A 23974-nucleotide genomic window follows, 5' to 3' on the forward strand; every position below is an offset into this window, starting at 1 on the left:
AAAACGACCACCCATGGAAAAGCGCGTCACTTTCTCCTCGACGACGATCGGCCTGCTCTTTGCATTCCCGATGCTGCTGCTGATCTTCGTCTTCTTCTACTGGCCAAGCGCGCAGGCGCTTTATTGGGCTTTCACGCTCGAGCAGCCGTGGGGCGGCGGCAATGCCTGGGTCGGCTTCGACAATTTCAAACTGCTGCTCAGCGATCCGATCTATTGGGAATCGATCACCCGCAGCATGGTTTTCGGCTTCAGCTCGACGATCATTGCCATGGGGCTGGCTCTCATTCTGGCGCTTTTGACGGATCGTGAACTGCGCGGCCACAAGGTCTACCGGTCAGTCTTCATCTGGCCTTACGCGATCGCCGCGCCCGCTCTCGGGCTTGCTTTCCGCTTCATCCTGGCGCCGGAGGCCGGCCTTCTCTCGGTCATCAACCATATCTGGCCGGGCCTCTGGAACCCCGCGCTCGACGGCAAGGACGCGATGATCGCCGTCATCGTCGCCTTCTCCTGGAAATATATCGGCTACAACTTCATCTTCTTCCTTTCGGCTCTGCAGGGGATTCCGCGCTCGCTGATCGAAGCGGCCGCCATGGACGGCTCCGGGCCGCTGCGCCGCATGTGGGATCTCCAGTTGCCGCTGCTGACGCCGACTTTGTTCTTCCTGCTGGTGATCAACATCACCGAAAGCTTCCAGGATTCCTTCGGTATCGTCGACGTCATGACGCAGGGCGGTCCGGCACGGGCGACGGAACTCATGGTCTACAAGATCTATTTCGACGGCTTCCGGGGTCTCGATTATTCAGGCGCTGCGGCGCAATCGATCATCCTGATGCTGCTCGTCGTCATGCTCACCATCTTCCAGTTCCGCTTCATCGAGCGGCGCGTGCACTACAAGTGAGGTCGCGGACATGATCGAACGCACGCCGATATTCAACTTCATCTGCTACACGCTTCTGGCACTCGGCATGCTGATCGCGCTTCTGCCTTTCGTCATCGTCATCATCGCATCGACGCTCGATCTGGAGACGGTCAACCGCGTGCCGCTGCCGCTGACGCCGGGTTCGCATTTCTGGGAAAACGCTCGGGAGGCCTGGGTTCGCGCCGATCTCGGCACCAAACTGCTGCACAGCATCATCTTCGCCACGTCGGTCGCTGCCGGCAAGGTCATCCTTTCCGCCATGGCAGGCTTCTCGATCGTCTATTTCCGCTTCCGCGGACGGCACCTGATTTTCTGGATCATCTTCATCACGCTGATGCTGCCGCTGGAAGTCCGCATCGTGCCGACCTATTCGATTGCGGCCAATGCGCTACAGCCGTTCCAAGCGATCCTCGATGTCACGGGCATCAGCTGGCTTGTCGCCCAGATCAGCGGGATCCAGATCAAGCTCGAATGGGGCCTGCTGAATTCCTATCCAGGTCTCGTCCTCCCGATGGTCGCTACCGCAACAGGCACCTTCCTCTATCGGCAGTTCTATCTGACGGTTCCCGATGAACTTGCCGAGGCCTCGAAAATGGATGGGTCAGGCCCGGTCCGGTTCTTCTGGGACATTCTGGTTCCGCTGTCGCGACCGAACATGATCGCACTGTTCACGATCATGTTCGTCTGGGCCTGGAACCAATATCTCTGGCCGCTGCTGATCACCACCGATCCGAATTTCGGCATTGCGGTGACGCAGCTCAAAACCCTGATCCCGTCCGAATTCGGTCTGCCCGATTGGAACGTCGCCATGGCGGGTACTCTAATCATCATGTCGCCGCCGCTGGTGCTCGTCATCCTGATGCAGCGCTGGTTCGTGCGCGGCCTTATCTCCACCGAGAAGTGAAGGAACAGTCCTGTGGCACCGATCTCAATCCGTGATGTGAAGAAGAGCTACGGCAAACATCCCGTGGTTCACGGCGTCGATCTGGAGATTAAATCCGGTGAATTCGTTGTCATCCTCGGCCCTTCCGGCTGCGGCAAGTCCACGCTCTTACGCATGATCGCCGGCCTCGAGGAAATCAGCGGCGGTGAAATCGCCATTGACGGCCGCGTCGTCAACCAGCTGGAGCCGCGCGAGCGCGGCTGCGCCATGGTGTTCCAGAACTATGCGCTCTATCCGCATATGACCGTCGCCGAGAATATCGGCTACGCCTTGAAAGTGGCCGGCGTCGCGAAGGCTGAGCGTCAGCGACGCATCAACGAGGTTGCCAGGGCGCTCAGCCTCGAACCCTTCCTCGACCGCCGTCCGGCCGCTCTTTCCGGCGGCCAGCGCCAGCGCGTCGCCATGGGCCGTGCGATGATCCGCGAGCCGAAAGTGTTCCTCTTCGACGAGCCGCTGTCGAACCTCGACGCCAAGCTGCGCATCGCGATGCGCGCCGAAATCCGCCGCCTGCACCGCCGACTCGGCGCCACCTCGATCTTCGTCACGCATGACCAGACGGAGGCGATGACGCTGGCCGACCGGCTGGTGGTGATGAACGGCGGCAGGGTCGAGCAGGTCGGCACGCCGGAAGAGGTCTATCATCATCCGGTCTCGCGCTTCGTCGCCGGTTTCGTCGGCACGCCGGCGATGAACCTGCTCGAAGGCACGATCAACGACGAGGGCGTCTTCGTCTACGATCAGAGCCGCAAGATCGCACTGCCGCGCGAACGCGCCTCGAACCTGAAGGGCAGGCGCGTCGTGCTCGGCATGCGCGCCGAGGCCGCCCGGCTGGTGGCGCCGGATGCGCCCGGCGCCTTGATCGCGACGGCCGATTTCATTGAAGAGCTCGGCGCGAGCCGCGTCGTTCATGCCGATTTCGACGGGCTGCCTTTTGCCGTGGCGCTGACGGATGCCGTGAGCGTGAAATCGGGCGACCCGATCGGCATCGCGATCGACCACAATGCGATCCACCTCTATGCCGCCGATACCGGCCGGATCATCGAGAACCCTGCCATGAGCAGCGCCGGCGCCGTCCACGCCTGACGAATTCATCGCCAGTCGGCGTCAGCGATGGATCGGATCGATCCAGGGGACGTCTTCCGGCTTCTCGACCGGCTCGATATCGAGATTGACGACGATGGGCTCCTGGCCTGAGCGGACAAGTACGCATTCCAGCGTCTCGTCGCGGCTGGCGTTGATCTCCTGATGGGGCACGTAGGGCGGAACATAGATGAAATCGCCGGGGCCGGCCTCGGCGGTAAATTCCAGTTGCTCGCCCCAGCGCATGCGGGCCTTGCCCTTGACGACATAGATGATGCTTTCGAGATCGCCGTGGTGATGGGCGCCTGTCTTGGCATTGGCATGGATCGTCACCGTGCCGGCCCAGATCTTCTCGGCGCCGGCGCGCGCATTGTTGATCGCGGTTGCGCGGTTCATGCCCGGCGTCTGCGCCGTGTTGGGATCGAGCGAATTGCCGGGAATGACCTTGACGCCATGTTCCCGCCAGTCGATGTGAGAATGCTCGTGGTCGCCGCTCATGCCTTGCCTCCGCCTTTGATATAAACAATCTAGGTGGGAGCGGCGCGGCGGCCAAGCGGATTATCTTCGTGCATCAGGAAAGAGTTCACCCGATGAGCCACCTCCCGCAGATCGATTACGACACCGCTTCCCAAGAGGTTCGCGCGGCGTACGACGAGGAAATCAGGCTGCGCGGGCGCATGACCAACATGAAGCGGACGCTCCTCCATTCGCCTGTCGCCCATCGCATCTATGCCAAGTGGTTTGCGCTGCGGGCCGAACTCGATCCTGTGATCAGCGACCGGGAGATCTGGATCTTTTCGCATGCGATCTCGAAAGCGGCGAACTCGAAGATCGCCATCACCTTCTTTCGCCGGGCGCTGATCAACAAGGGTTTCGACCCCGATGCACTGGAGCTTTCCGAAGCGGAGGCCCTGCTTGACGCGTTCGGCAGGGCGATCGTCGCCGATTCCAACGCCGTTCCGGCTGAGCTCTGGGTGAAGCTCAAAGAACGCTACGATACCAAGGCGCTCGTCGATCTCGTCGCCTTCGCCGGCATCATGCTGGCGACCGCAGTGTTCAACAATGTCGTCGAGGTCGATTTCGACCCCGAGCTTGAGGCCTTCGCAGAAGGCGCCGGCCCGGCCTAAAGCGCGTCGCAATCCTTCGCTCCTCTCGCTTTACGTCGTTGTCTTACGCATGTCGTTGCCGCAAAACCGCTGCACACTTTGCGGGACATGCTTTAGCCGCCGAGCGAGACGATCGCGGCTTTCACTGCTTCAGCGCCGGACCGGGTCGGCCGGTATTCCAGGCCGACGGCGCCGTCATAGCCATTGGCGAATATCCAGTTGAGGCGGTGGGCGAGGTCGATGCCGCCGGCGCCCGGTTCGTTGCGGCCGGGATGATCAGCGACATGAACGTGAAAGACGCGGTCGAGACGGCCCTCCAGCACCTCTTCGGTGCGTTCGTCCATCACGGCGGAATGGTAGATGTCGTAGACGATGCCGATCTCGGGGCGGGCGACGTCATCGATGATGTCGAGGCCTTCGCGTGTTGACGCGAGGAAATAGCCGATATGGTCGATGCGGGTGTTGAGCGGCTCGACGCCGAGGCGCACGCCGCTGCCGGCGAGGACGTCGGCGCCGGCTTTCAGCGTTTCGGTGAGAGCCAGACGCTGCGCCTGCCGGGTGAAGCCGGGAAGATCGTCTCCCGCCTGGGCGATCAGCACCGGCGCGCCGAGACGTCTGGCGACGGCAGCGGAGTCCACCAGGCCCTTCAGCCAAGTGTGCCGATTGGCGGGGTTGGTCAGCGCGATCATCGGTTCGGCAACGAGGCTGGTCACCGCAAGGCCGGTTTCATCAAGCGCCGCCTCGATCGCATCCAGGTCCTTGTCGCTCCAGCGCCAGAATTCGACCGCCGTCAGGCCGCCGGCATGGGCGCGGCGGATGCGGTCGGGAAAATGGTCGCCCGCTTCGGCAAACAGCCACTCTATGCAGGCCGAATAACGTCGCATGAAAATTCCTCCCGTGTGCGGGGCGCAGGCTGCGCGAGATCTGAGCCTGCCGCAAGGCTTGACGCCCGGATTCATTGGCGGAACACTCGCTAGATCGAGCCGGGCTCGCCGGCGCTGCAGGAGGAAGATATGGATCTGGGATTGAGGGGAAAGATCGCCGTCATAACCGGCGCATCGGTCGGCATCGGGCTGGCGATCGCCGAGGGGCTGGCAGCTGAGGGCACCGACCTCGTGCTGGCAGCCCGCGGCAGTGAGCGGCTCGAGGCGGAGGCCGCCCGTATTGCCGAGAAATACGGCGTCAGCGCCACCGCCGTTGTCGCCGACGTCGCGACGGTAGCGGGAACGGAGGCGATCATTGCGGCGGCTGCCGAAAAGGGCGGCGCCGATATCCTCATCAACAATGCCGGAACCGGATCGAACGAGACGGTGATGGAGGCGCCGGACGAGAAATGGCAGGCCTATTGGGACCTGCATGTGATGGCCGCCGTGCGGCTTGCGCGCGGCATCGCGCCGCAGATGAAGAGACGCGGCGGTGGGGTCATCCTGCACAATGCCTCGATCTGCGCCGTTCAGCCGCTCTGGTACGAGCCGATCTACAATGTCAGCAAATCGGCGCTGATGATGTTTTCGAAGACGCTCTCGACCGAGCTCATCGAGGACAATATCCGCGTCAACTGCATCAATGCCGGCCTGATCCTGACGCCCGACTGGATCAAGACCGCCAAGCAGCTGACGGCCGAAACCGGCGGAAACTGGGAAGGGTATCTGCAGAGCGTCGCCAATGAGCACGCCGCCTCCAAACGCTTCGGCACGCCGGAGGAGCTGGCGAATGTCTTCGTCTTCCTGAGCTCGGCGCGTGCGAGCTATTGCATCGGCTCCACCTATTTCGTTGACGGCGGCATGTTGAAGACGATCTGATTGAAGCTGCCGCGAGCAGCGCCGCGGACAGGTTCTCTCGACTTTACCCGCGAAAACCGGATGATCTTAGGCCGTTCGGCTTAAGATCTGAGTCCTGCCACTGCGGACGTTGTGGAGATAAGCTATAAATAATAGCTATTTTGTTGTATCTTCACGCTTTCGACGCTATTTGCCTGCTATTGGCGGGATAAATATTGCGTTTTCGACAGGACAAAGACAATGCTGACGAAAAAGGGAAAGTACGGCTTGAAGGCATTGGTCGACCTGGCACGGTTGCCGCCTGGCGAGACTGCCTTCATCAACGACGTCGCCGCCCGCAACAATATCCCGAAGAAGTTTCTCGATACGATCCTGCTGGAGCTGCGCAATGTCGGCATCCTGCGTTCGAAGAAGGGACCCGGCGGCGGCTATTCCCTGTCGCGGCCGGCTTCCGAAATCCGCATCGGTCATGTCATCCGCACGCTTGACGGGCCCTTAGCGCCGATCCGCTGCGCCAGCCGCACGGCCTATGAGGCCTGCGACGATTGCGCCGATCCGGAAACCTGTCAGGTGCGCCGTTCGATGACCGATGTTCGGGACGCGATCGCCGCCATCCTCGACAATATGACCCTCGAACAATTCGTTGCGGCCGGCGGCCATGTCGAGGGCGCCACGGAAGACTTTCCGATCTCTGCCGCCAGCTGAGATCTCTTCGTTTCCACATCGTCCCGCACAACGACGATGCCTTGTGGCAGTCATTCAGGCCTGCTTCGACATATACTCGCCTGCGCTGGCCAGCAGCCTATCCCGTGGCAGCGAAAGCGCGTGAATGCGAGCATTGCGCCAATGGCGGTCGAGATTGAGCCCGATGCCGGCCGATGCCTGCCCTGCGTGTTCGAACAGCGCATTGGCGGCGGCGAGCGCCGTTTCGCCGGCTGTGATCGCGGCCGCCGAAGCGGAAAAATGCGCGTCCGCCATCGCCGCCTCCACGGGATTGACCTGGGCAAAGTCGAGTTTTCGGCCAGCCCGCTCCAAGGCCGCTGCCGCCGCTTCGATGCCGACGGCGTGTTTGCCGAGGTGAGAGAGGACGGCGGCGCGATCGCCGATCGCTGTCATCAGGTCGGCCCACGCGGCTCGCGCGATACCGAGGCTTACCCCGGCCTTGAGCAGCAGGCGGAGCGACATGCCGGTCGAATATCCAAGCGAAGACGCCGGCGCGATAGCAGCGGTATTGACATGGAGTGCGCCGGCGATCGTCGTTGCCGCTCCATTGGTGCGCTGGCCGAAGCCGTCCCAATCATCGACCACCTGCAGGTCTTCATCGTTGCCTGTGAGGTAGAGAGTCGCCGGGCGGTCGGGAGGAAGTGTGAGGGCGGCGGCGATCCAGTCGGCATAGAGGATACCGGCGGCCTGCCGAGTGCGGCCGCTGAGGCGATAGCCCGGGCCTTCGTCCGTTACCTCGCATCCCTCGGCGAAAGTGGCGGACGCGAAGCGGTCGCCGAGCAGCGCACGGGCAAACAGCGAGGCCTTAAGCTCCTCTCCGGCCTGAACGCGGAGTGTTTCCAGCGCGGAAAAATGATTTTCCAGAGTCTCGCCGATCGAGGCATCGGCCTCGGCGATTATTGCAACGATTTCGGCAAGCAGGGCATTCGGCACGTCGAGCCCTTCATGGTCGGGCGGAACAGTGATTGCGGTCAGCCCCGATATCGACAGCGCGTCGAGCTCGGCAAACGGCAGAATGCGGTTGATATCGCGTTCGCTCGCCTCGCGTCGGAAGGCGGTGGCGAGGTCACGGGCCGTGGATATGGCCGCCTCTTCGCTCTCGATGCGCTGCGCTGGCGGTCTTACGCGGTCACGAAACTGCGATACGGTTCCCATCGATCACTCTTTCCTCGACGGATAACAGGAGTGAGGGATTTCGCTCCGGATGATAAGAACGGATTTTCTAGAAAAAACCGATGCTTCGAATTTTCTAACCAGCTTGATCGCCTTGCCCTCGACGCTACTTATGGTTAACCGGGGCTTCCTTGATTGAGAAACATGATGAGCGACTCTCTTGCTCGCCGCAGCGAGGTTTCGAAAATGGCACGCGAGCCGAGACCGCGTCCGGCGCTGGATATCGCTGATATTCCAACCTATGCCATCGGCGACATTCACGGCCGGTGCGATCTGCTCGTGAAGGCCGAACAGGCTATCCTGCGCGATGCGGCACGGCTGCCCGGGCGCAAGCTGATCGTGACGCTCGGCGACTATATCGACCGCGGCCCGGAATCGGCGCAGGTCATCGCCCACCTCATGGAGCCGCCGCCGGAAGATTTCGATCGGATCTGCCTTGCCGGCAACCACGAGATCGCCATGCTCGATTATATCGACGGCTGGCTTTCCTATGACGACTGGATGCGGATGGGATCGGCGCACTCGCTGAAATCCTATGGGCTCGATCCGGAACACCTGCCGCTGGTTTTCCCCTCCGGCGCACAGCTCGACGCCTTCCTCCGTCATTCGCTGCCGCATACGCATATAGATTTCATGCGGGCGATGCCGATCATGCTGGACACGCCGAGCGTATTGTTCGTCCATGCCGGCATCGATCCGGCGCGGCCAATCGCGGCGCAAACCGACGAGGATCTGGTGCTCATCCGCCACCGATTTCTCGAAAGCAGGATCCCTTTGCCGAAACTCGTCGTCCATGGTCATACGCCGAACGACGAGCCGGAGGTTCGCGCGAGGCGGCTCAATCTCGATACGCGCGCCTATCGCAGCGGCAGGCTGACCGTCGCCCGTCTGTGGCAGGGCCAAGTGCATCTGTTTTCCACCTGACAGGCATTGTCACTGGAGTGATCAAACCGTCTCCCTTTCGGTCGGGACCGCTTCGACCGGCCTTTCAGCTGAGCGGTTGCGACGCCGGCCGCGCAGCACGACGTAAAAAACCGGCGTCAGGAACAGGCCGAAGATCGTCACGCCGAGCATGCCTGAGAAGACGGCAGTGCCGAGTGACTGGCGCATTTCGGCGCCGGGGCCGGTGGCAATGGCAAGCGGCAGCACGCCGAAGATGAAGGCGAAAGCCGTCATCAGGATCGGGCGCAGGCGAAGATGGCTGGCCTCGATCGCCGCGTCGACCGGCGATTTGCCTTCTTCTTCCGCTTGTCTCGCGAACTCGACGATCAGAATGGCGTTCTTGGCTGCAAGGCCGATCAGCACGATCAGGCCGATCTGCGTCAGGACATTGTTGTCCATGCCGCGGAGCGAAACCCCGATCAGCGCCGCCAGAACCGCCAGCGGCACGATGAGGATGATCGCCAGCGGCAGAACCCAGCTTTCATATTGCGCCGCCAGCGCCAGGAAGACGAAGATCACCGACAGGGCGAAGATGTAGACGGCGGTGTTGCCGGTATGGGTCTCCTGATAGGCGAGTTCCGTCCATTCGAAGGTCGTTCCCTGCGGCAGGATCTTCGCCGCCAGCGCTTCCATCTTCGCGATGGCGTCGCCCGTCGACGTGCCGGGCGTCGGATTGCCCTGAAGAGGCACCGAGACATACATATTGTAGCGTTGGACGAGCGCCGGGCCGCTGGCATCCTGGATATCCATCAAGGTTCCAAGCGGAACCAGCGCGCCGGTCGCCGATCGAACCTTCAGGGCGAGGATATCTTCCCTATCCATGCGGTACTGCCGGTCGGCCTGGGCGCGAACCTGGTAGACGCGGCCGAACGCGTTGAAATCGTTGACATAGGCGACGCCGAGATTGATGGAAAGCGCATTGAAGATATTGGGGATCGGCACATTCAGGAAGCGTGCCTTGTCGCGGTCGATCGCCAGGAAATATTGCGGGCTTGCATCGGAGAATGTCGTAAAGACGCCGGTCAACCCCTCCGTCGTCGCTGCCGCACCCATCATCTGGCGGGCGAGGGCGAGCACCCGCGTCATATCCGCGTTTTCAAGATCGGAAATCTGCATTTTGAAGCCGCCGGAATTGCCGACACCCCGCACGGACGGCGGCGGTATGGCGATGATGAAGGCTTCCTGGATGCTTTGCAGCTTGCCGAAAAGCTCGCCGATGATCTTGTTGGCGTTGTCGCCGCCTTCTTCGCGTTCGGCGAAGGATTTGAACGGGACGAAGACGACGCCGGCATTCGAGGCATTGGTGAATGTCGCCCCGCTGAAGCCTGCAAACTGCACGGCATTGCCGACACCGGGCACGGTGCGGGCGATATCGCCCACCTGTTTGACGACGGCGTCGGTACGCGCGAGCGAGGCGCCGTCAGGAAGCTGTATGACGATGATCGCGTAGCCTTGGTCCATGGTCGGGATGAAACCCGAGGGAACGCGCGTGCCCATGTACCAGGTTGCCCCCAGCAGGCAAACGAAGGCGAGCATTGCCGCGCTCAAGCCGACCCAGCTGCTGACCAGGTGCCGAACGGTCCATGAATAGCCGGAACTCATCCGGTCGAATCCACGGTTGAAGCCATCGGCAAGGCCGCGTCCCAGGCGTGTGGCCACATTGGTGCGTCTGGTTTCATGGTCATGAGGTTTGAGCAATATGCCTGCGAGGGCGGGCGAAAGCGTCAGCGAGTTCAAGGCTGATATCGCGGTGGTGACGGCGATGGTGACCGCGAACTGCCGGTAGAACTGTCCCGAAATGCCCGGAATGAAGGCTGTCGGCACGAAGACGGCGATCAAGACCAGCGAGATGGCGATGACGGCGGTTCCGACTTCGTCCATCGTGACGTGCGAGGCCTGTTTCGGCGTCATGCCGCGGGCGAGATTGCGCTCGACATTTTCCACTACCACGATCGCGTCGTCGACGACGATGCCGATCGCCAGCACCAGGCCGAACAGTGTGAGCATGTTGAGCGAGAAGCCGAAGGCCAAGAGAACGGCGAAGGTGCCGATCAGCGAGACGGGGATGGCAATGATCGGAATGATCGCAGTGCGCCAGGATTGCAGGAAGACGAGAACGACGATTGCCACCAGGATCGCCGCCTCGACGATGGTTCGATACACTTCGGAGATCGAATCCGAGATGAATTCGGTGGTGTCGTAGACGATGCGATATTCCAGCCCTTGGGGGAAATTCTGTGACAAGTCCTTCATGATCGTCTGGACCTGATGGGCGGTGTCGAGGGCATTGGTCCCCGGCCGGGCGAAGATGCCGAGTGCGACCGCGGGATCGTTGTTGAGATAGCTGTTGGTGACGTAGTCCTGCGCGCCGAGCTCGATGCGGGCGACGTCCTGCAACTGCACGAGCCGGCCGCTATCCGTCGATTTGACAATGACATAGCGGAACTCGCGCACGTCGGAGAAGCGGCCGTCCGTCCGCACGGTATATTCGAACGCGTTCCTGCCGGTGACCGGCGGCGCGCCGATCTTGCCGCCCGACACCTGGACGTTCTGGTCTCTGAGGGCGGCGACGACGTCATCGGATGTCATGCCGTAGGCAGAGAGCTTTTCCGGGTCCAGCCAGACTCGCATCGAATACTGGCGTTCGCCGAACAGCTGCACGTCGCCGACGCCATCGAGGCGAACGAGAACGTCGCGGATGCGGTTGCGGGCGTAGTTGGAGACGTAAAGCTGGTCATAACGGTGCGTCGGCGACAGCAGGTGCACGACCATCATCAGATCCGGCGAGCTTTTGTCGGTTGTCACGCCGAGCCGCTGGACTTCCTCGGGAAGGCGGGGGAGGGCGATGGAGACGCGGTTCTGGACAAGCACCTGGACCTTGTCGAGGTCGGTGCCGAGCTTGAAGGTGATCGTCAGCGACATGGCGCCGTCGGCACTCGAATAGGAAGACATGTAGAGCATGTCTTCGACGCCGTTGATCTGCTGCTCGAGCGGCGTCGAAACCGTATCGGCGATGGTCTGCGGATCAGCGCCCGGATAGGAGGTGCGCACGACGATGGTCGGCGGCGCGATCTCCGGATATTGCGAGACCGGCAGCTGGGTATAGGCGATGCCGCCGACGACGAGAAGGACGATCGAAATCACCGCCGCAAAGATCGGCCGGTCCACGAAAAAATGAGCGAATCTCATTGTCCGCTCTCCGCGCCGGCGGTTTCGGGCGCCGTGTCCTGCCGCTCCTTCGGCAGTTCGGTCATCTGAGGCGTGATCTTCGAGCCGGGACGGGCGCGGATCACGCCGTTGACGATGATCGTCTCGGTGCCGTCGAGACCCTCGCGTATCACCCGGTAGCCGTAGAGCCGCGGTCCAGGCCTGACGGGCTTGCTCGAAACCGTGCCGTCGTCGCCGACGACATAGACGACGCGCTCGTTCTGATCCGAGCCGATTGCCTCATCGGGGACAAGAATGGCCTGATAGGTGTTGGAGGCTTCGACCTGTATGCGGCCGAAGAGGCCAGGCTGCAGGACAAGGTCAGGGTTGGGGAAACGAGCCCGCAGACGAATGGTGCCACTCTGGTTGTCGACCCGGTTCTCGGCGAAATCGAGCTTTCCCTTGAACGGTTTGGCATTGGGATCCGAGATTGTGACTGACACATCCAGTCCGCCGCCACCCTGCTGGAGATCCTTGCCCAATTTACGGGCCGTGTCGGCAAAATTCAGCAGGCGGCGCTCGTCGACGTCGAAATAGAAATCGATCGGGTCGAGAGAAACGATCGTTGTGAGCACGGTCTGGTCGGTCTGCACCAGATTGCCGGCCGAGATCAGCCGGCGGTCGATACGGCCGCTGAGCGGCGCCTTGATTTCCGTATATTCCATGTCGAGCGACGCACGATCGGCTGCGGCCTGCGCACCGCGGACATTGGCCTCGGCTGAATCGAATTCGCGGCGGCGATCATCCAGCGTCTGCGCCGACTGACTGCCGCTCGAGGCAAGCGACTGGGCGCGCTTGTACTGCGCGTCGGCAAAGACCAGGGTGGATTGTGAGGCCTCAAGCGTCGCCTTTGCCTGGTTGAGGGCCGTTATGAAGGGTCTCTGGTCGATGACGAAGAGCAGATCGCCCTGCTTGACCAGCGCGCCGTCCTGGAAATGGATTTCCTGCAGGTAACCGCCAACGCGCGAGCGAACGGAGACTTCGTCGACCGGTTCGAAGCGACCGATGAACTCGTCGCTGTCGACGACGTCGCGAACGACCGGCTTGGCAACGGTGACGGGCGGGGGCGGCGGCGCGTTCTGGGCCAGCGCGGCCAGAGGCATCAACGCCGCCATGCAGCCAAACACCGCGATCTGTCGAAGCGCGTAAGTCATACCGGTCCTCCAATCTCGGCGCCCGCTTTTTGCTGCCGCCAAACCTAAGATGAAGTGATGTCGTTCATGTCTTGCTGCGTGATCGGAGGCGTCCGCCCCCTTGAATTCTCCGGCGTCCAAGACCTTGGAAGGCCGGCAGGCAATGCAGATCAGAAAAATCGTAACCCTATGGAATTGGACTATAAACGGCAGCGGCGAAAAATTGCAAATGCCAATTGGCGGCGGTTCCTGAATCCATCGAGACTGCGCGGAAGGCCTCAGCTCTCGACGATCTCGTCCCTGCCGGGCGGAAGCGCGCCGAGTTCGGCCCAGTCAAGCTCCTGTTCAAGCATGTGAAAGACATCGTCGTCGATCTCGCCGGCGCGACGCATCGCCGCAAGCTTGGCGCGTTTTGCGACGATGACGTTGCGGCGCTGTTTATCGAGCCTGCTGACCTCGCGTGGATGTTTCCCGTCCGCGGCGATCTTACGCTCCGAGGTGTAGACGTCGCGCAGGATGCGGGTGGAATCGTCCTCGCCGCCTGTAAGCTCGGCCAGCGCTGCATCGATCAACGCCACGCGGGCTCTGGCGAGATCGCGCTCCAGGGACGTGTCCGGATCGAATTTCAGAAAACGGATCAGTGGTCCGAGCGTCAGTCCCTGGACGATGAGCGTGCCGAGGACGACCGCGAGCGCGCTGAGCAGGATGATGTCGCGATCGGGAAAATCGATCGGCAGGGCGAGCGCGGTCGCAAGGGTGACGAGGCCGCGCATGCCGCACCAGCCGGCAAGCAGGCTGGCCGCAAACGTCGGCGCGGCCTGTGCGGTGCGTCTGCGCGCTGCGAGAAATTTGATCGCCCGGTTGTAGAAGAGCACCCAGGCGAGACGGACGATGACGACGGTGCCGAAGACCGCGGCGGCGAAGCCGATCGCGAAACTCAGTCGGCCGGGATCGAGGTCGAGGACGATCTGGCGGGCCTGCAGGCCCATCAGCAGAAAAGCGAGCACATTGAGCAGGAAGACCGCAGCCTCCCACACAGAATAGGAGTGGATGCGGTGGCGGGCCGTCTGCCGTTCCGGCATGTAGCGGGCAATCACCATCGCGTAGACGACGATGGCCAGAATCGCCGAAAGATGCAGCCGCTCGGCGATGATCCACGTGCCGAAGGTGGCGACGAATTCGAGCAGCGTGCCGCCGAGCGTGCCGGCGAGCCTCAGGCCGACGACCATGTAGAGACGGCCCATGAGATAGCCGAAGGCGAGGCCGCCGGGGACGGCGAGAGCCAGTTCCGCCAGAGCGCCGGAAAAGAAGGCCGGACTGGCCGCGGCCGAAACCGCAGCGCTGAAGATCAGAAGCGCGACGGCATCGTTCAAAAGGCTCTCGCCCTTCAGGACGACATAGGTCTGGCGCGGCAGGGCGAAGCGATCGAGCATGGCGGTGGCGGCGGCGGCATCCGGCGGCGCGACGATGGCGCCGAGCGCGACGGCCGCGGCCAGCGGCAGGCCGGCCATTGTCACCCCGACGACGGCGACGGCTGCCGCTGTCAGGATCACGGCGATCGCGGCGAGCGAGAAGAGCGGTAGCCAGTTGCGCCTCAATGTCCTCGGCGGCAGATCATAAGCGGCGTCGAAGAGCACGGGCGCGACCAGCAGGGCCAATGCAAGGTCGGAATCGATTGCAACCTCGGGGGCCCAGGGCACAGCCGCGACGATGGCGCCGGCAATCGACAGCATTGTCGGATAGGGGATCCGAAACTTCCTGGAGAATTGCAGAAAGACGATCGCCACCAGCAGCAAGGTCAGCATGCTTTCGAAGAACGCCATCAAACCCCCAATATGCGCCTCCCGCGGAGACGTTCCTGCCGCGGAATTAGGGCGGCGTAGGGTCGCGGCCACTGTCAAACGGGCTCGAGCCCAAAGCTCCGGCATTTCATCCGACCTTGCTGAATCTGCCGCCTGCGTTCTTGGGTAGAAGTTTCATGAGCGCTACCCACACTCGGTTTCCTTCTCCATGATGTCGCGCGGCTGCTGCGCAAGCGGTTCGAGCAGCGCGCGAAGTGCCTTGGGCTGACCCGGTCGCAATGGCAGACGCTTGCCTATCTCTCGAACAATGAGGGTATTCATCAGAGCGGCCTGGCCGAAATCTTGAAATCGAGCCGATCACTTTGGTGCGCATTCTCGACAAGCTCGCCGAGTGCGGGCTGATCGAACGCCGGCAACACCCGACCGACCGGCGCATCTGGCTGCTCTACATGCGCGAAGAAGCCCATCCGCTGCTCGCCGAAATGCGCGAGCTCGGCCATGTAACCCGCGCCGAGGCGCTGGAAGGCGTTTCGGCCGAGCAGCGCGAGCAGCTTTGCCAGGTCCTATCCGCAATGAAGACGAACCTGGTGCAGGCTTGCCGAACACCGGTTGAAGAGAATGAGATGAACGATGGCTGATCAACCCAACCTCCGCGTCGTTGCCGACGCCAAATGCCAAGACATCTGACGAAAACCAAATCAAACAGCAGGAAACGGTAGCCGAAGCGCCTTCATCCAGTTCAGCGCCGGCTGCCGCCGCGGCTGCGTCTGGCGGCAACAAGGTCCACCGCGGGCGCAGTCTCACGCGGCCGATCCTGTTCGCCCTGGCGGCCAGGTGATGTCGACCGACAACGCCTATATCCAGGCCGATATTGTGACGGCAGCCGGGCGCACTTCGCTCAACGAGATCATCACGCTGCAATCGACGATCATCGCCTATATGGACGATTTCAAGCTGCTGATGCTGATGTCGCTCGCCGTCATTCCGCTGGTTCTGCTGCTGCGCAAGCCGAAAGCGGCGCCCGCATCGACCACAGTGCCGTCGTGGAATAGTCAGCGAAACGGTTTGCTGAGATAACGCGATCCCTGGATGCCGAAGCGCCATGGCGCGTCGGCATTTTTGGTGATGCCGATGCGTTTTCCCGAAACGATCGGCACCGGCGCGGAGGGCGTCAGCGCATAGGGCGGGCGGTCGAGCAGCCGGTCGTTGATCTCGATATCGATGCCGAGTGCCTGGCAGAGTTTGCCGGGGCCGCTGCAGAGCGCCGTCAGCATGTCGGTGCCGCGCCGCTGCATCATCAGAGGGATTTCTGTTTCCGGCTCAAGCGCCCGAATGAGCACGGCCGAACCCGGATGGCAGACGAAGTTCAGGCACCAGTACATGCCGTAAATGCGGTAGATGTAGACATTGCCGGGGCGGCCATACATGGCGCCGTTGCGCCTGGTCGGGCCGCGGAAGCTGTGCGAGGCCTCGTCATGGGGGAAATAGGCTTCCGTCTCGGTGATGCGGCCGCCGACGCCGTCGACTGTGAGATGGCAGCCGAGCAGAGCCCGGGCAACAGTGATCGCATTGCGCTCGAAAAACGCCTTAAGGCTTTCGCCGGCAAGCGTGCCGGCGCCGATCGCGCCCCTTGTCATTCCACCATCTGTCATGGCCGGGGCAGATACCATTCGGGGCGCTTGGCGTCACGTCAAAACCGTTTGACGTGACAAGCGCGTGTTACCGGCCCGCATTCGGATCGCGCATCGGGATCGAGGAGATGGTGACCGAAACAGGGTCGCTTGCCGGAAAAGAATCTTCGAGGCCCTCCTCCAGTTCTTCTTCGAGCAGGGCGGCATCCTTGCTGCGCGGACCGTCGCCATGGGCGGGTTCGATGGCTGTCGCAAGCAGGGCCTTGGCGCGCGAGACGGCGTTTTCCGAGGTCAGCTCGGGCCTGCTGCGCAGCGTTACGGCAATGCTGTCTTCGCCCTCGCCGCCGAATTCGACGACGAAGCCGTCCTCCGTCTGGTAGACAGTGATGTCGCTGAGTGCCATGGCCTACCCCCACAAAACAGCGCTTCCATTAGCAAGGCGCGTCTTAATGATGCGCGCTTTCCGGATTTTGTCGAGCGAAGACCTTCACCAGCCAGTCGATGAAGACGCGCACGCGCGGTGAAAGCTGGCGGTGGTGGGGGTAGAGCAGGGATACCGGCGTCGGGGTCAGCGGAAAATCCTCGAGCACGCGAACCAGCCTCCGTGCACATCGACGCAGAGCAGCCCTTCGGTCTGGCGCCGGCAAGGGCGCCTTCGGCATCCTCGATGTCGGCGAGGATCGACAGGCAGCGCTGATAATAGGCCTCGCCGTCGAGCGTCGGGCTGACATGGCGCGTCGCGCTGGAAGGCGTACACCGCCAATGGCGGCATGATCTGACGAAGGCGACCTCATCGCGATTATGTGAACGACGCTTGTGGGTTTTCCCTCTTACAATCTTATGGAGAGTGTTTATAACCGTTTTATCGCGAGAGAGTGGCGTTCCCTGACGCTCTCTTACGAGCCTCCAGAGCCTGCCGCGCCCGCTCTGCGGCGCGACAGGCCCGATGTTCAAAATATTGCGGCCCGTCGAAGGTACCCCTCCTTCCGGGCCGTATCTGTTTTGCCGCTCAATAGTCGTTCAGCTTGGCGTCGATCAGAAGTTTCACCAGCCAGTCGACGAAGACGCGGACCTTGTTGCTGAGGTGGCGGTTCGGCGGATAGACGACATAGAGCGGGATCGGATCGCGGCGCCATTCCGGCAGCACGCGGACGAGTTCGCCCCGCCGCATCGGCTCGCGCGCCATGAAGGTTGGTACTTGCGCGACACCGAGCCCCGTCAGCGCCGCGGTCAGATAGGTGCGGCTGTCGTTGACAGAGGCGATATAGCGCGGGTTGGTCTCAATCGTCTCATTGTCCCTGCGAAATTCGAAGGGCAGCGTCCGGTTGTTCTGAGCGCGGAAATAGTTGACGGAGTAATGTGCGGCCTCCAGATCCTCGGGGCGTTCGGGCATACCGAATTTCTGAATGTAACTTGGCGAAGCACAGGTAATGAGTTCCATCTCCGAAACGCGCCGGGCGATCAGCGACTGGTCGGTGGGCGTGCCGGCCCGCAACGCGCAATCGACGTTTTCCACCAGATAATCCACCGTTCGATCGCTGACGCCGAGGTCCAGGCGGATATCGGGATAGCGCTGATAAAAGTCACATAGGGCCGGGACGACGATTGCGTCAGCAAAGGCGCCGCTCATTTCGACGCGCAGCCGCCCGCTCGGCAGGCTCTGCGAGTTGGAGAGGCTGCCGTCAAGTTCCTCCAGTTCGGAGATAAGCTGGGCGGCGCGTTCGTAATAAAGCGCGCCGTCCGTGGTCACCATCACCCGGCGCGTGGTGCGGTTCAGAAGCTTGGTGCGCAGATGCGCCTCCAGGCCCTGGATAAGATTGGTTACCGTCGCCTTGGGCATGGCGAGCATGTCGGCGGCGCGGGTGAAATTGCCCGTCTCCACCACACGGATGAAGACGCGCATTGCCGAAAGCTGATCCATCGGTTTCAAGTCCGCAGTTTGCGTTGCACCATTATTCGAAAATCGGAACAGTGTAATCGCGATATTGCTTCTTATTCCCTAGGTTGAATAACAATATCTTTTTTATGCAAAATGCAAGCGGCGGAGCCTGCCTGTTTGTACCGATCCGAAAAGAGATGAGAAGCATGACGGTTGAGTGGAAAGATATGATGCTGGATAAGGTGGCCATCGGCCCCGTTTCCGCGCGTATCTACCAAGGCGCCGATTATGGCAAGGGTCCCCCGATCGTGCTTTACCTGCATGGCGGCGCCTTTCTCGACAGCGAGACGAATGTCGATCGGCCGGTGGCGATAAGTCTGGCCAAAGCGGGTGCCATCGTCGCTGCCGTCGATTACAGCAGCCTGTCCGGCAACCTGTTTCCGAAGGCGCTGGAAGTTTCCTTCTCCGTTTTCACCTACCTCGCCAACAAGCGCGCCGCCGGTCTCGGCGACCGCAAGTCGCTGCTCTTCGTCGCCGGCGAAGAGGCGGGCGGCAATGTTGCCGCCGGTGTGGCGCTGAAGGCGCGCGACCAGTTGCCAGATGCGCTCGACGGCCAAGTTTTGATTTCGCCGCTGCTTGATCCCTTCATGGGCACGTCCTCCATCCGTAAGGCGGAAGCCGTCGGCATGCGGCAGCGCTGGACCGAGGGCTGGAGTCATTACCTGAGCGGTGGCGGTTGCCACCCTTATGCGGCGCCTTGCCTCTGTTCGCGTCTTGCAGGCGTCGCGCCGGCGCTGATCTTCACCGCCGAGGATGATCCGCTGCATGACGAAACGATTGGTTACGGTGCCCGCCTGAAAACGGCCGGTGTCGGTGTCCGCCAGCATGTCCTTCCCGCCGGGACGGGCTGGCCCTCGATTTATGGTGGGAAATCCGGGGAAGCGCCCGACTGGCAGGAGCACGTCAGCCGCCATTTCGGAAGTTTCCTTCAGGACGTAAGCGTCCAACCGCAATTGCATTGAAGAAGATCTGATATTTCAGCGGCTTGAGGCCGCAAGGAGAGTACTGATGACGTCCAGAAGCAAGCGCTGGGCCCTGGTGGGCGCCGGCTTAGGTCTTATTGCGTCGGTTTCCGGCGCTGCATTTTTTTTCGAGTTGCCGATGAGCACCACTGCCACGGCCGCTTCCGCCCCGGCGGAAGCGCCTGCTGTGCCGGTGACGGTTGCCGTCGTCGCTGCGCGCGACGTCACGACCTGGGAAAGCTTCTCCGGCCGCCTGGAAGCGGTCGACCGCGTGCAGGTGCGCTCCCGCGTCGCCGGCGCCATCCTCTCGGTGGCGTTCCGCGAAGGCGCCTTGGTCAAACAGGGCGATCTGCTCTTCACGATAGATCCGGCGCCTTACCAGGCGAGCGTGGCGCAGGCGCAAGGCCAGGTGGCTTCGGCCGAAGCCAAGGTCAGCCTGGCGCGGACCGAGCTCGATCGCGGCCGCAGGCTTTCCGACAACCGCACCATCTCCCAGAGTGACCTCGATCAGCGCCAGAGCGCGCTGGCCGAGGCGCAGGCCGGGCTGCGTTCGGCGCAGGCCACATTGCAGTCGGCCCAGCTCGATCTCGATTATACGCAGGTTCGGGCTCCGGTGTCGGGCCGTATCGGCAAGATCGAGGTGACGGCCGGCAACCTCGTTGCAGCCGGGTCGACCTCGCCGGCCCTGACGACGCTTGTTTCGGTCGATCCGATCTACGCAAGCTTCAACGCCAGCGAAGAGATGGTGACGCGGGCGCTTGCCCAATTGCCGCAGACCGAAAGCGCCCTGCCTCCAGTCGAGCAGATCCCCGTCGAAATCGGCACCCTGACCGACGATGGCACGCCGATCAAAGGCAAGCTGCAGCTGATAGACAACGAAGTCGACGCCGCCAGCGGGACGATCGGGGTTCGCGCCGTCTTCGACAATCCGGGCGGCCGCCTGATCCCTGGTCAGTTCGTGCGGGTGCGCATGGGCCAGCCGAAGGCAGAGAACAAGATCGTCATCAGCGACCGTGCCGTCGGAACCGACCAGGACAAGAAGTTCGTCTTCGTCGTCGACGGCGAGAACAAGGTCGCCTATCGCCAGGTTCAGCTCGGCGCTCTCGCCGACGGGCAGCGGATCGTCGAAAGCGGCCTGAATGCCGGCGAGAAAATCGTCGTCAATGGTCTGCAGCGCATCCGTCCAGGCGCCGTGGTCGCACCGCAGATGGAAGAGAAGATCGCGACCGCTCAGTGAGATTCCGCCTCCCCTGCGGGGAGGCCGATAGCCAAAATAATTTGACCTGCCGGCGCCTCACCCGCCGGCGAGGGATTTTGCATCCATGTTCACCCCGGAGAGGGCTTTGATATGAACATCTCCAGATTCTTTGTCGACCGCCCGGTCTTTGCCGGTGTCCTTTCGGTCCTCATCGTGGTTGCCGGCCTGATAGGCCTGCGGGCGCTGCCAATTTCCGAATATCCCAACGTCGTGCCGCCGTCGGTCGTCGTGCGCGCCACCTATCCCGGCGCCAATCCGAGCGTCATTGCCGAAACGGTGGCGACACCGCTCGAAGAACAGATCAACGGCGTCGAGGACATGCTCTACATGTCGAGCCAGGCGACCTCGGACGGCGTGCTTAACGTCACCGTCACCTTTAAGCTCGGCACCGACCCAGACAAGGCGCAGCAGCTCGTGCAGAACCGCGTTTCGCAGGCCGAGCCGCGTCTGCCGGCGGAAGTCCGTGCGCTCGGCATTACGACGGTCAAGAGCTCGCCCGACTTCATCATGGTCGTCAATCTAGTCTCCGACGGCGAAAGTCACGACATCACCTATCTTCGCAACTACGCCACCCTCAACATCAAGGACCGGCTCGCCCGCATCCCGGGCGTCGGTCAGGTGCAGGTCTTCGGCGCCGGCGACTATTCGATGCGCGTCTGGATCGATCCGCAGAAGGCGGCCGAGCACGATCTCGCTGCCAGCGACATCAGCAACGCCATCAGTTCGCAGAACGTCCAGGCCGCAGCCGGCATTATCGGCGCGTCGCCAAGCCAGCCGGGTGTGGATCTGCAGCTCAACGTGAATGCCCAGGGCCGCCTGCGCACGCCCGAGGAGTTCGGCAACATAATCGTCAAGACGGGCGCCAATGGCGAGATAACCCGCCTTCGCGACGTCGCCCGCATCGAGCTTGGCGCCGCCGACTATACGCTGCGCTCGCTGCTCGACGGCAAGCCGGCCGTCGCCGTGGCCGCCCTCCAGGCGCCGGGTTCGAATGCGATCGAAATCGCCGACAATGTGCGCGCGACCATGGATCAGCTGCAACTGGCCATGCCGCAGGGAGTCAAATACGAGATCGTCTACGATACGACGAAATTCGTGCGCTCCTCGATCGAGAAGGTCATCGACACGCTGCTCGAGGCTGTTGCGCTCGTCGTCCTCGTCGTCATCCTGTTCTTGCAGACATGGCGCGCCTCGATCATCCCGCTGATCGCCGTTCCGGTATCGATCATCGGCACCTTCGCGGTCATGTATGTCTTTGGTTTCTCGATCAACGCGCTCAGCCTCTTCGGGCTGGTGCTGGCGATCGGTATCGTCGTCGACGACGCGATCGTCGTGGTTGAGAATGTCGAGCGCAACATCGAACACGGACTGTCGCCAAGAGCTGCCACCTACAAGGCGATGAAGGAGGTCTCAGGCCCGATCATTGCGATCGCACTGGTCCTCGTCGCGGTCTTCGTGCCGCTCGCCTTCATCTCCGGCCTGTCGGGGCAGTTCTATCGTCAGTTCGCTCTAACGATCGCGATTTCGACCGTCATCTCGGCCTTCAACTCGCTCACCCTGTCGCCTGCGCTGGCAGCCCTTCTCCTAAAGGATCATCATGCGCCGAAGGATTGGCTGACGCGGTTCATGGACGCCATCTTCGGCTGGTTCTTCCGCGGCTTCAACCGTGTCTTCGGCGCCGGGTCGAACGCCTACGGCAAGGGTGTGGGCGGGCTGGTGTCGCGCAAGAGCATCGTCATGGTGGTCTATCTGGCGCTGGTCGGGGCGACCTACAGCATGTTCACCACCGTCCCGGGCGGCTTCGTGCCGTCGCAGGACAAGCAGTATTTGATCGGCTTTGCCCAACTGCCGGATGCCGCAAGCCTCGACCGTACGGAAGACGTCATCAAACGGATGACCGACATCGCGCTCGCCCAGCCGGGCGTCGCCAATGCGATCGCCTTCCCGGGCCTGTCGATCAACGGCTTCACCAATTCCTCGAATGCCGGCATCGTCTTCGTGACGCTGAAGGACTTCGAGGAGCGCAAGACGCCCGATCTCTCAGGTGGCGCCATCGCCATGGCGCTGAACCAGAAGTTCGGCGCCATCCAGGACGCCTTCATCGCCATGTTCCCGCCGCCACCGGTCAACGGTCTCGGCACAACAGGCGGTTTCAAGCTGCAGATCGAGGATCGCGCCGGCCTCGGCAACCAGGCGCTCGATGAAGCGACCAAGGCGGTGCTTGCCAAGGCCTATCAGACGCCTGAACTTGCCGGGCTGTTCTCCAGCTTCCAGATCAACGTGCCGCAGCTCTATGCCGATCTCGACCGCGCCAAGGCCGAGCAGCTCGGAGTTTCCGTCACCGATGTCTTCCAGACGCTGCAGATCTATCTCGGTTCGCTTTATGTGAACGACTTCAACGCCTTCGGCCGCACCTACAGCGTCCGGGTGCAGGCCGATGCAAAATTCCGCGCCCAGCCGGAAGATATTGGCCAGTTGAAGGTTCGTTCGGCATCGGGTGAGATGATCCCGCTGTCGGCGCTCCTGAAGGTGGAGCCGAGCACGGGCCCGGAGCGCGCCAACCGCTATAACGGCTTCCTTGCCGCCGACATCAACGGCGGTCCGGCACCGGGCTTCTCCTCCGGCCAGGCGCAGGCGGCAATCGAGAAGATCCTTCGCGAGACACTGCCTGCGGGCATCGACTTCGAATGGACGGATCTGACCTATCAGCAGATACTGGCCGGCAATTCGAGCGTCGTCGTCTTTCCGCTGGCGCTGCTGCTCGTCTTCCTGGTGCTCGCCGCCCAGTATGAAAGCCTGACGCTGCCGCTTGCGATCATCATGATCGTACCGATGGGTGTGCTGGCCGCGCTGACGGGCGTCTGGCTCACCGGTGGAGACAACAACATCTTCACCCAGATCGGCCTTGTCGTCCTTGTCGGTCTATCGGCGAAAAACGCGATCCTCATCGTCGAGTTCGCCCGTGAACTGGAGTTCGAAGGCAGAACGCCGCGGGAGGCCGCGGTCGAGGCCAGCCGCCTTCGTCTTCGCCCGATCCTCATGACCTCCATGGCCTTCATCATGGGCGTCGTGCCGCTCGTCGTCTCGACCGGCGCCGGTGCGGAAATGCGTGCCGCCATGGGTGTCGCGGTCTTCTCCGGCATGATCGGGGTGACGTTGTTCGGCATCTTCATGACGCCGGTGTTCTACGTGCTGCTGCGCCGGATGACGGGCAACCGTCCGCTCGTTCAGCACAAGCCGGACGAGCACAAGGCGGAAGAGGCCGAGGTCATCAGACTCGCGGCCGAATAAACGGAATTCAACCTTCCTTTGTCGAGTAAATCGGGCGGGAACTAAGGTTCTCGCCCGTATCGTTTTCGGATATCCGACAAAAAT

General features: G+C 62.2%; 20 protein-coding genes and 4 pseudogenes. 13 read left to right on the top strand and 11 right to left on the bottom strand.

Features of this window, described 5'->3' with window-relative positions:
• Positions 1 to 13: 13 nt before the first annotated feature.
• Genes A7X77_RS20940 through A7X77_RS20950 form a run of 3 tightly spaced genes read left to right on the top strand, consistent with a single transcriptional unit; the run spans position 14 to position 2945 of the window.
• A complete protein-coding gene (locus A7X77_RS20940) occupies positions 14 to 898 on the top strand; it encodes a carbohydrate ABC transporter permease (protein ID WP_064684772.1) in 885 nt (294 codons plus the stop codon).
• A gap of 10 nt (positions 899 to 908) precedes the next feature.
• Entirely contained in the window at positions 909 to 1823 is a 915-nt protein-coding gene (locus tag A7X77_RS20945) for an ABC transporter permease subunit (RefSeq protein WP_064684773.1), read from the top strand.
• 12 nt (positions 1824 to 1835) lie between these two features.
• A complete protein-coding gene (locus A7X77_RS20950) occupies positions 1836 to 2945 on the top strand; it encodes a sn-glycerol-3-phosphate import ATP-binding protein UgpC (protein WP_064684774.1) in 1110 nt (369 codons plus the stop codon).
• A gap of 21 nt (positions 2946 to 2966) precedes the next feature.
• On the opposite strand, the gene A7X77_RS20955 is transcribed toward A7X77_RS20950, so the two are convergent.
• A complete protein-coding gene (locus A7X77_RS20955) occupies positions 2967 to 3440 on the bottom strand; it encodes a cupin domain-containing protein (protein WP_064684775.1) in 474 nt (157 codons plus the stop codon).
• 92 nt (positions 3441 to 3532) lie between these two features.
• On the opposite strand from A7X77_RS20955, the gene A7X77_RS20960 reads away from it, so the two are divergent.
• Entirely contained in the window at positions 3533 to 4069 is a 537-nt protein-coding gene (locus tag A7X77_RS20960; RefSeq protein ID WP_064684776.1) for a hypothetical protein, read from the top strand.
• Between the two features lie 92 nt (positions 4070 to 4161).
• Here the strand turns inward: A7X77_RS20960 and A7X77_RS20965 are convergent, their stop codons facing one another.
• The gene (locus tag A7X77_RS20965; protein ID WP_064684777.1) at positions 4162 to 4932 is read right to left on the bottom strand and encodes a TIM barrel protein; all 771 of its coding nucleotides are present in this window, start codon (positions 4930 to 4932) and stop codon (positions 4162 to 4164) included.
• A 129-nt stretch (positions 4933 to 5061) separates the two neighbouring features.
• On the opposite strand from A7X77_RS20965, the gene A7X77_RS20970 reads away from it, so the two are divergent.
• Both A7X77_RS20970 and A7X77_RS20975 read left to right on the top strand, forming a co-directional pair.
• A complete protein-coding gene (locus tag A7X77_RS20970; RefSeq protein ID WP_064684778.1) occupies positions 5062 to 5850 on the top strand; it encodes an SDR family NAD(P)-dependent oxidoreductase in 789 nt (262 codons plus the stop codon).
• Between the two features lie 219 nt (positions 5851 to 6069).
• Positions 6070 to 6534, top strand: a complete 465-nt coding sequence (locus tag A7X77_RS20975) for an RrF2 family transcriptional regulator (RefSeq protein ID WP_012485016.1) — start codon at positions 6070 to 6072, stop codon at positions 6532 to 6534.
• A 54-nt stretch (positions 6535 to 6588) separates the two neighbouring features.
• Here A7X77_RS20975 and A7X77_RS20980 read toward each other — a convergent pair whose 3' ends face one another.
• Positions 6589 to 7707, bottom strand: a complete 1119-nt coding sequence (locus A7X77_RS20980) for a monooxygenase (protein WP_064684779.1) — start codon at positions 7705 to 7707, stop codon at positions 6589 to 6591.
• Positions 7708 to 7872: 165 nt separating this feature from the next.
• Between A7X77_RS20980 and A7X77_RS20985 the strand changes: the two genes are divergently transcribed.
• The gene (locus A7X77_RS20985) at positions 7873 to 8649 is read left to right on the top strand and encodes a metallophosphoesterase (protein ID WP_197486868.1); all 777 of its coding nucleotides are present in this window, start codon (positions 7873 to 7875) and stop codon (positions 8647 to 8649) included.
• 21 nt (positions 8650 to 8670) lie between these two features.
• On the opposite strand, the gene A7X77_RS20990 is transcribed toward A7X77_RS20985, so the two are convergent.
• The 3 genes from A7X77_RS20990 to A7X77_RS21000 all read right to left on the bottom strand — a co-directional run bounded on the left by A7X77_RS20990 (position 8671) and on the right by A7X77_RS21000 (position 14830).
• Entirely contained in the window at positions 8671 to 11856 is a 3186-nt protein-coding gene (locus A7X77_RS20990) for an efflux RND transporter permease subunit (protein WP_064684780.1), read from the bottom strand.
• Positions 11853 to 13028 (bottom strand): efflux RND transporter periplasmic adaptor subunit, encoded by a 1176-nt coding sequence (locus A7X77_RS20995; protein ID WP_064684781.1) that lies wholly within the window; start codon positions 13026 to 13028, stop codon positions 11853 to 11855. Before A7X77_RS20995 ends, A7X77_RS20990 begins: the two co-directional genes overlap by 4 nt.
• Before the next feature lie 257 nt (positions 13029 to 13285).
• Positions 13286 to 14830 (bottom strand): cation:proton antiporter, encoded by a 1545-nt coding sequence (locus A7X77_RS21000; protein ID WP_064684782.1) that lies wholly within the window; start codon positions 14828 to 14830, stop codon positions 13286 to 13288.
• A gap of 201 nt (positions 14831 to 15031) precedes the next feature.
• On the opposite strand from A7X77_RS21000, the pseudogene A7X77_RS21005 reads away from it, so the two are divergent.
• The 3 pseudogenes from A7X77_RS21005 to A7X77_RS33145 form a co-directional block, all read left to right on the top strand.
• Positions 15032 to 15447, top strand: a pseudogene (locus A7X77_RS21005) (MarR family winged helix-turn-helix transcriptional regulator).
• Positions 15440 to 15685 (top strand): annotated as a pseudogene (locus A7X77_RS21010) (HlyD family secretion protein); the annotation flags it as partial. The pseudogenes A7X77_RS21005 and A7X77_RS21010, both read left to right, overlap by 8 nt.
• Positions 15683 to 15861: pseudogene (locus A7X77_RS33145) on the top strand (EmrB/QacA family drug resistance transporter); the annotation flags it as partial. The pseudogenes A7X77_RS21010 and A7X77_RS33145, both read left to right, overlap by 3 nt.
• Here A7X77_RS33145 and A7X77_RS21020 read toward each other — a convergent pair.
• The 5 genes and pseudogenes from A7X77_RS21020 to A7X77_RS21030 all read right to left on the bottom strand — a co-directional run bounded on the left by A7X77_RS21020 (position 15862) and on the right by A7X77_RS21030 (position 18361).
• A complete protein-coding gene (locus tag A7X77_RS21020) occupies positions 15862 to 16479 on the bottom strand; it encodes a DNA-3-methyladenine glycosylase (protein ID WP_064684785.1) in 618 nt (205 codons plus the stop codon).
• A gap of 49 nt (positions 16480 to 16528) precedes the next feature.
• Positions 16529 to 16843 (bottom strand): hypothetical protein, encoded by a 315-nt coding sequence (locus tag A7X77_RS21025; RefSeq protein ID WP_064684786.1) that lies wholly within the window; start codon positions 16841 to 16843, stop codon positions 16529 to 16531.
• Between the two features lie 43 nt (positions 16844 to 16886).
• Positions 16887 to 17030 carry a hypothetical protein gene (locus A7X77_RS34045; protein ID WP_432431347.1) on the bottom strand — a complete coding sequence of 48 codons (144 nt, stop codon included), beginning with the start codon at positions 17028 to 17030 and terminating at the stop codon, positions 16887 to 16889.
• Positions 17031 to 17041: 11 nt separating this feature from the next.
• A pseudogene (locus A7X77_RS34440) lies at positions 17042 to 17178 on the bottom strand (LysR family transcriptional regulator); the annotation flags it as partial.
• A 271-nt stretch (positions 17179 to 17449) separates the two neighbouring features.
• Positions 17450 to 18361: a LysR family transcriptional regulator gene (locus A7X77_RS21030; protein ID WP_064684787.1), complete on the bottom strand. Its 912-nt coding sequence runs from the start codon at positions 18359 to 18361 to the stop codon at positions 17450 to 17452.
• A 164-nt stretch (positions 18362 to 18525) separates the two neighbouring features.
• On the opposite strand from A7X77_RS21030, the gene A7X77_RS21035 reads away from it, so the two are divergent.
• The 3 genes from A7X77_RS21035 to A7X77_RS21045 all read left to right on the top strand — a co-directional run bounded on the left by A7X77_RS21035 (position 18526) and on the right by A7X77_RS21045 (position 23890).
• Positions 18526 to 19341, top strand: a complete 816-nt coding sequence (locus A7X77_RS21035) for an alpha/beta hydrolase fold domain-containing protein (RefSeq protein ID WP_064684939.1) — start codon at positions 18526 to 18528, stop codon at positions 19339 to 19341.
• A 46-nt stretch (positions 19342 to 19387) separates the two neighbouring features.
• Positions 19388 to 20578, top strand: coding sequence for an efflux RND transporter periplasmic adaptor subunit (locus tag A7X77_RS21040; RefSeq protein ID WP_064684788.1), 1191 nt, complete (start codon positions 19388 to 19390; stop codon positions 20576 to 20578).
• A 111-nt stretch (positions 20579 to 20689) separates the two neighbouring features.
• Entirely contained in the window at positions 20690 to 23890 is a 3201-nt protein-coding gene (locus A7X77_RS21045) for an efflux RND transporter permease subunit (protein WP_064684789.1), read from the top strand.
• Positions 23891 to 23974: the final 84 nt, after the last annotated feature.

This window comes from Rhizobium bangladeshense, assembly GCF_001662075.1.
In the GTDB taxonomy this organism is placed as follows: Bacteria; Pseudomonadota; Alphaproteobacteria; order Rhizobiales; family Rhizobiaceae; genus Rhizobium; species Rhizobium bangladeshense_B.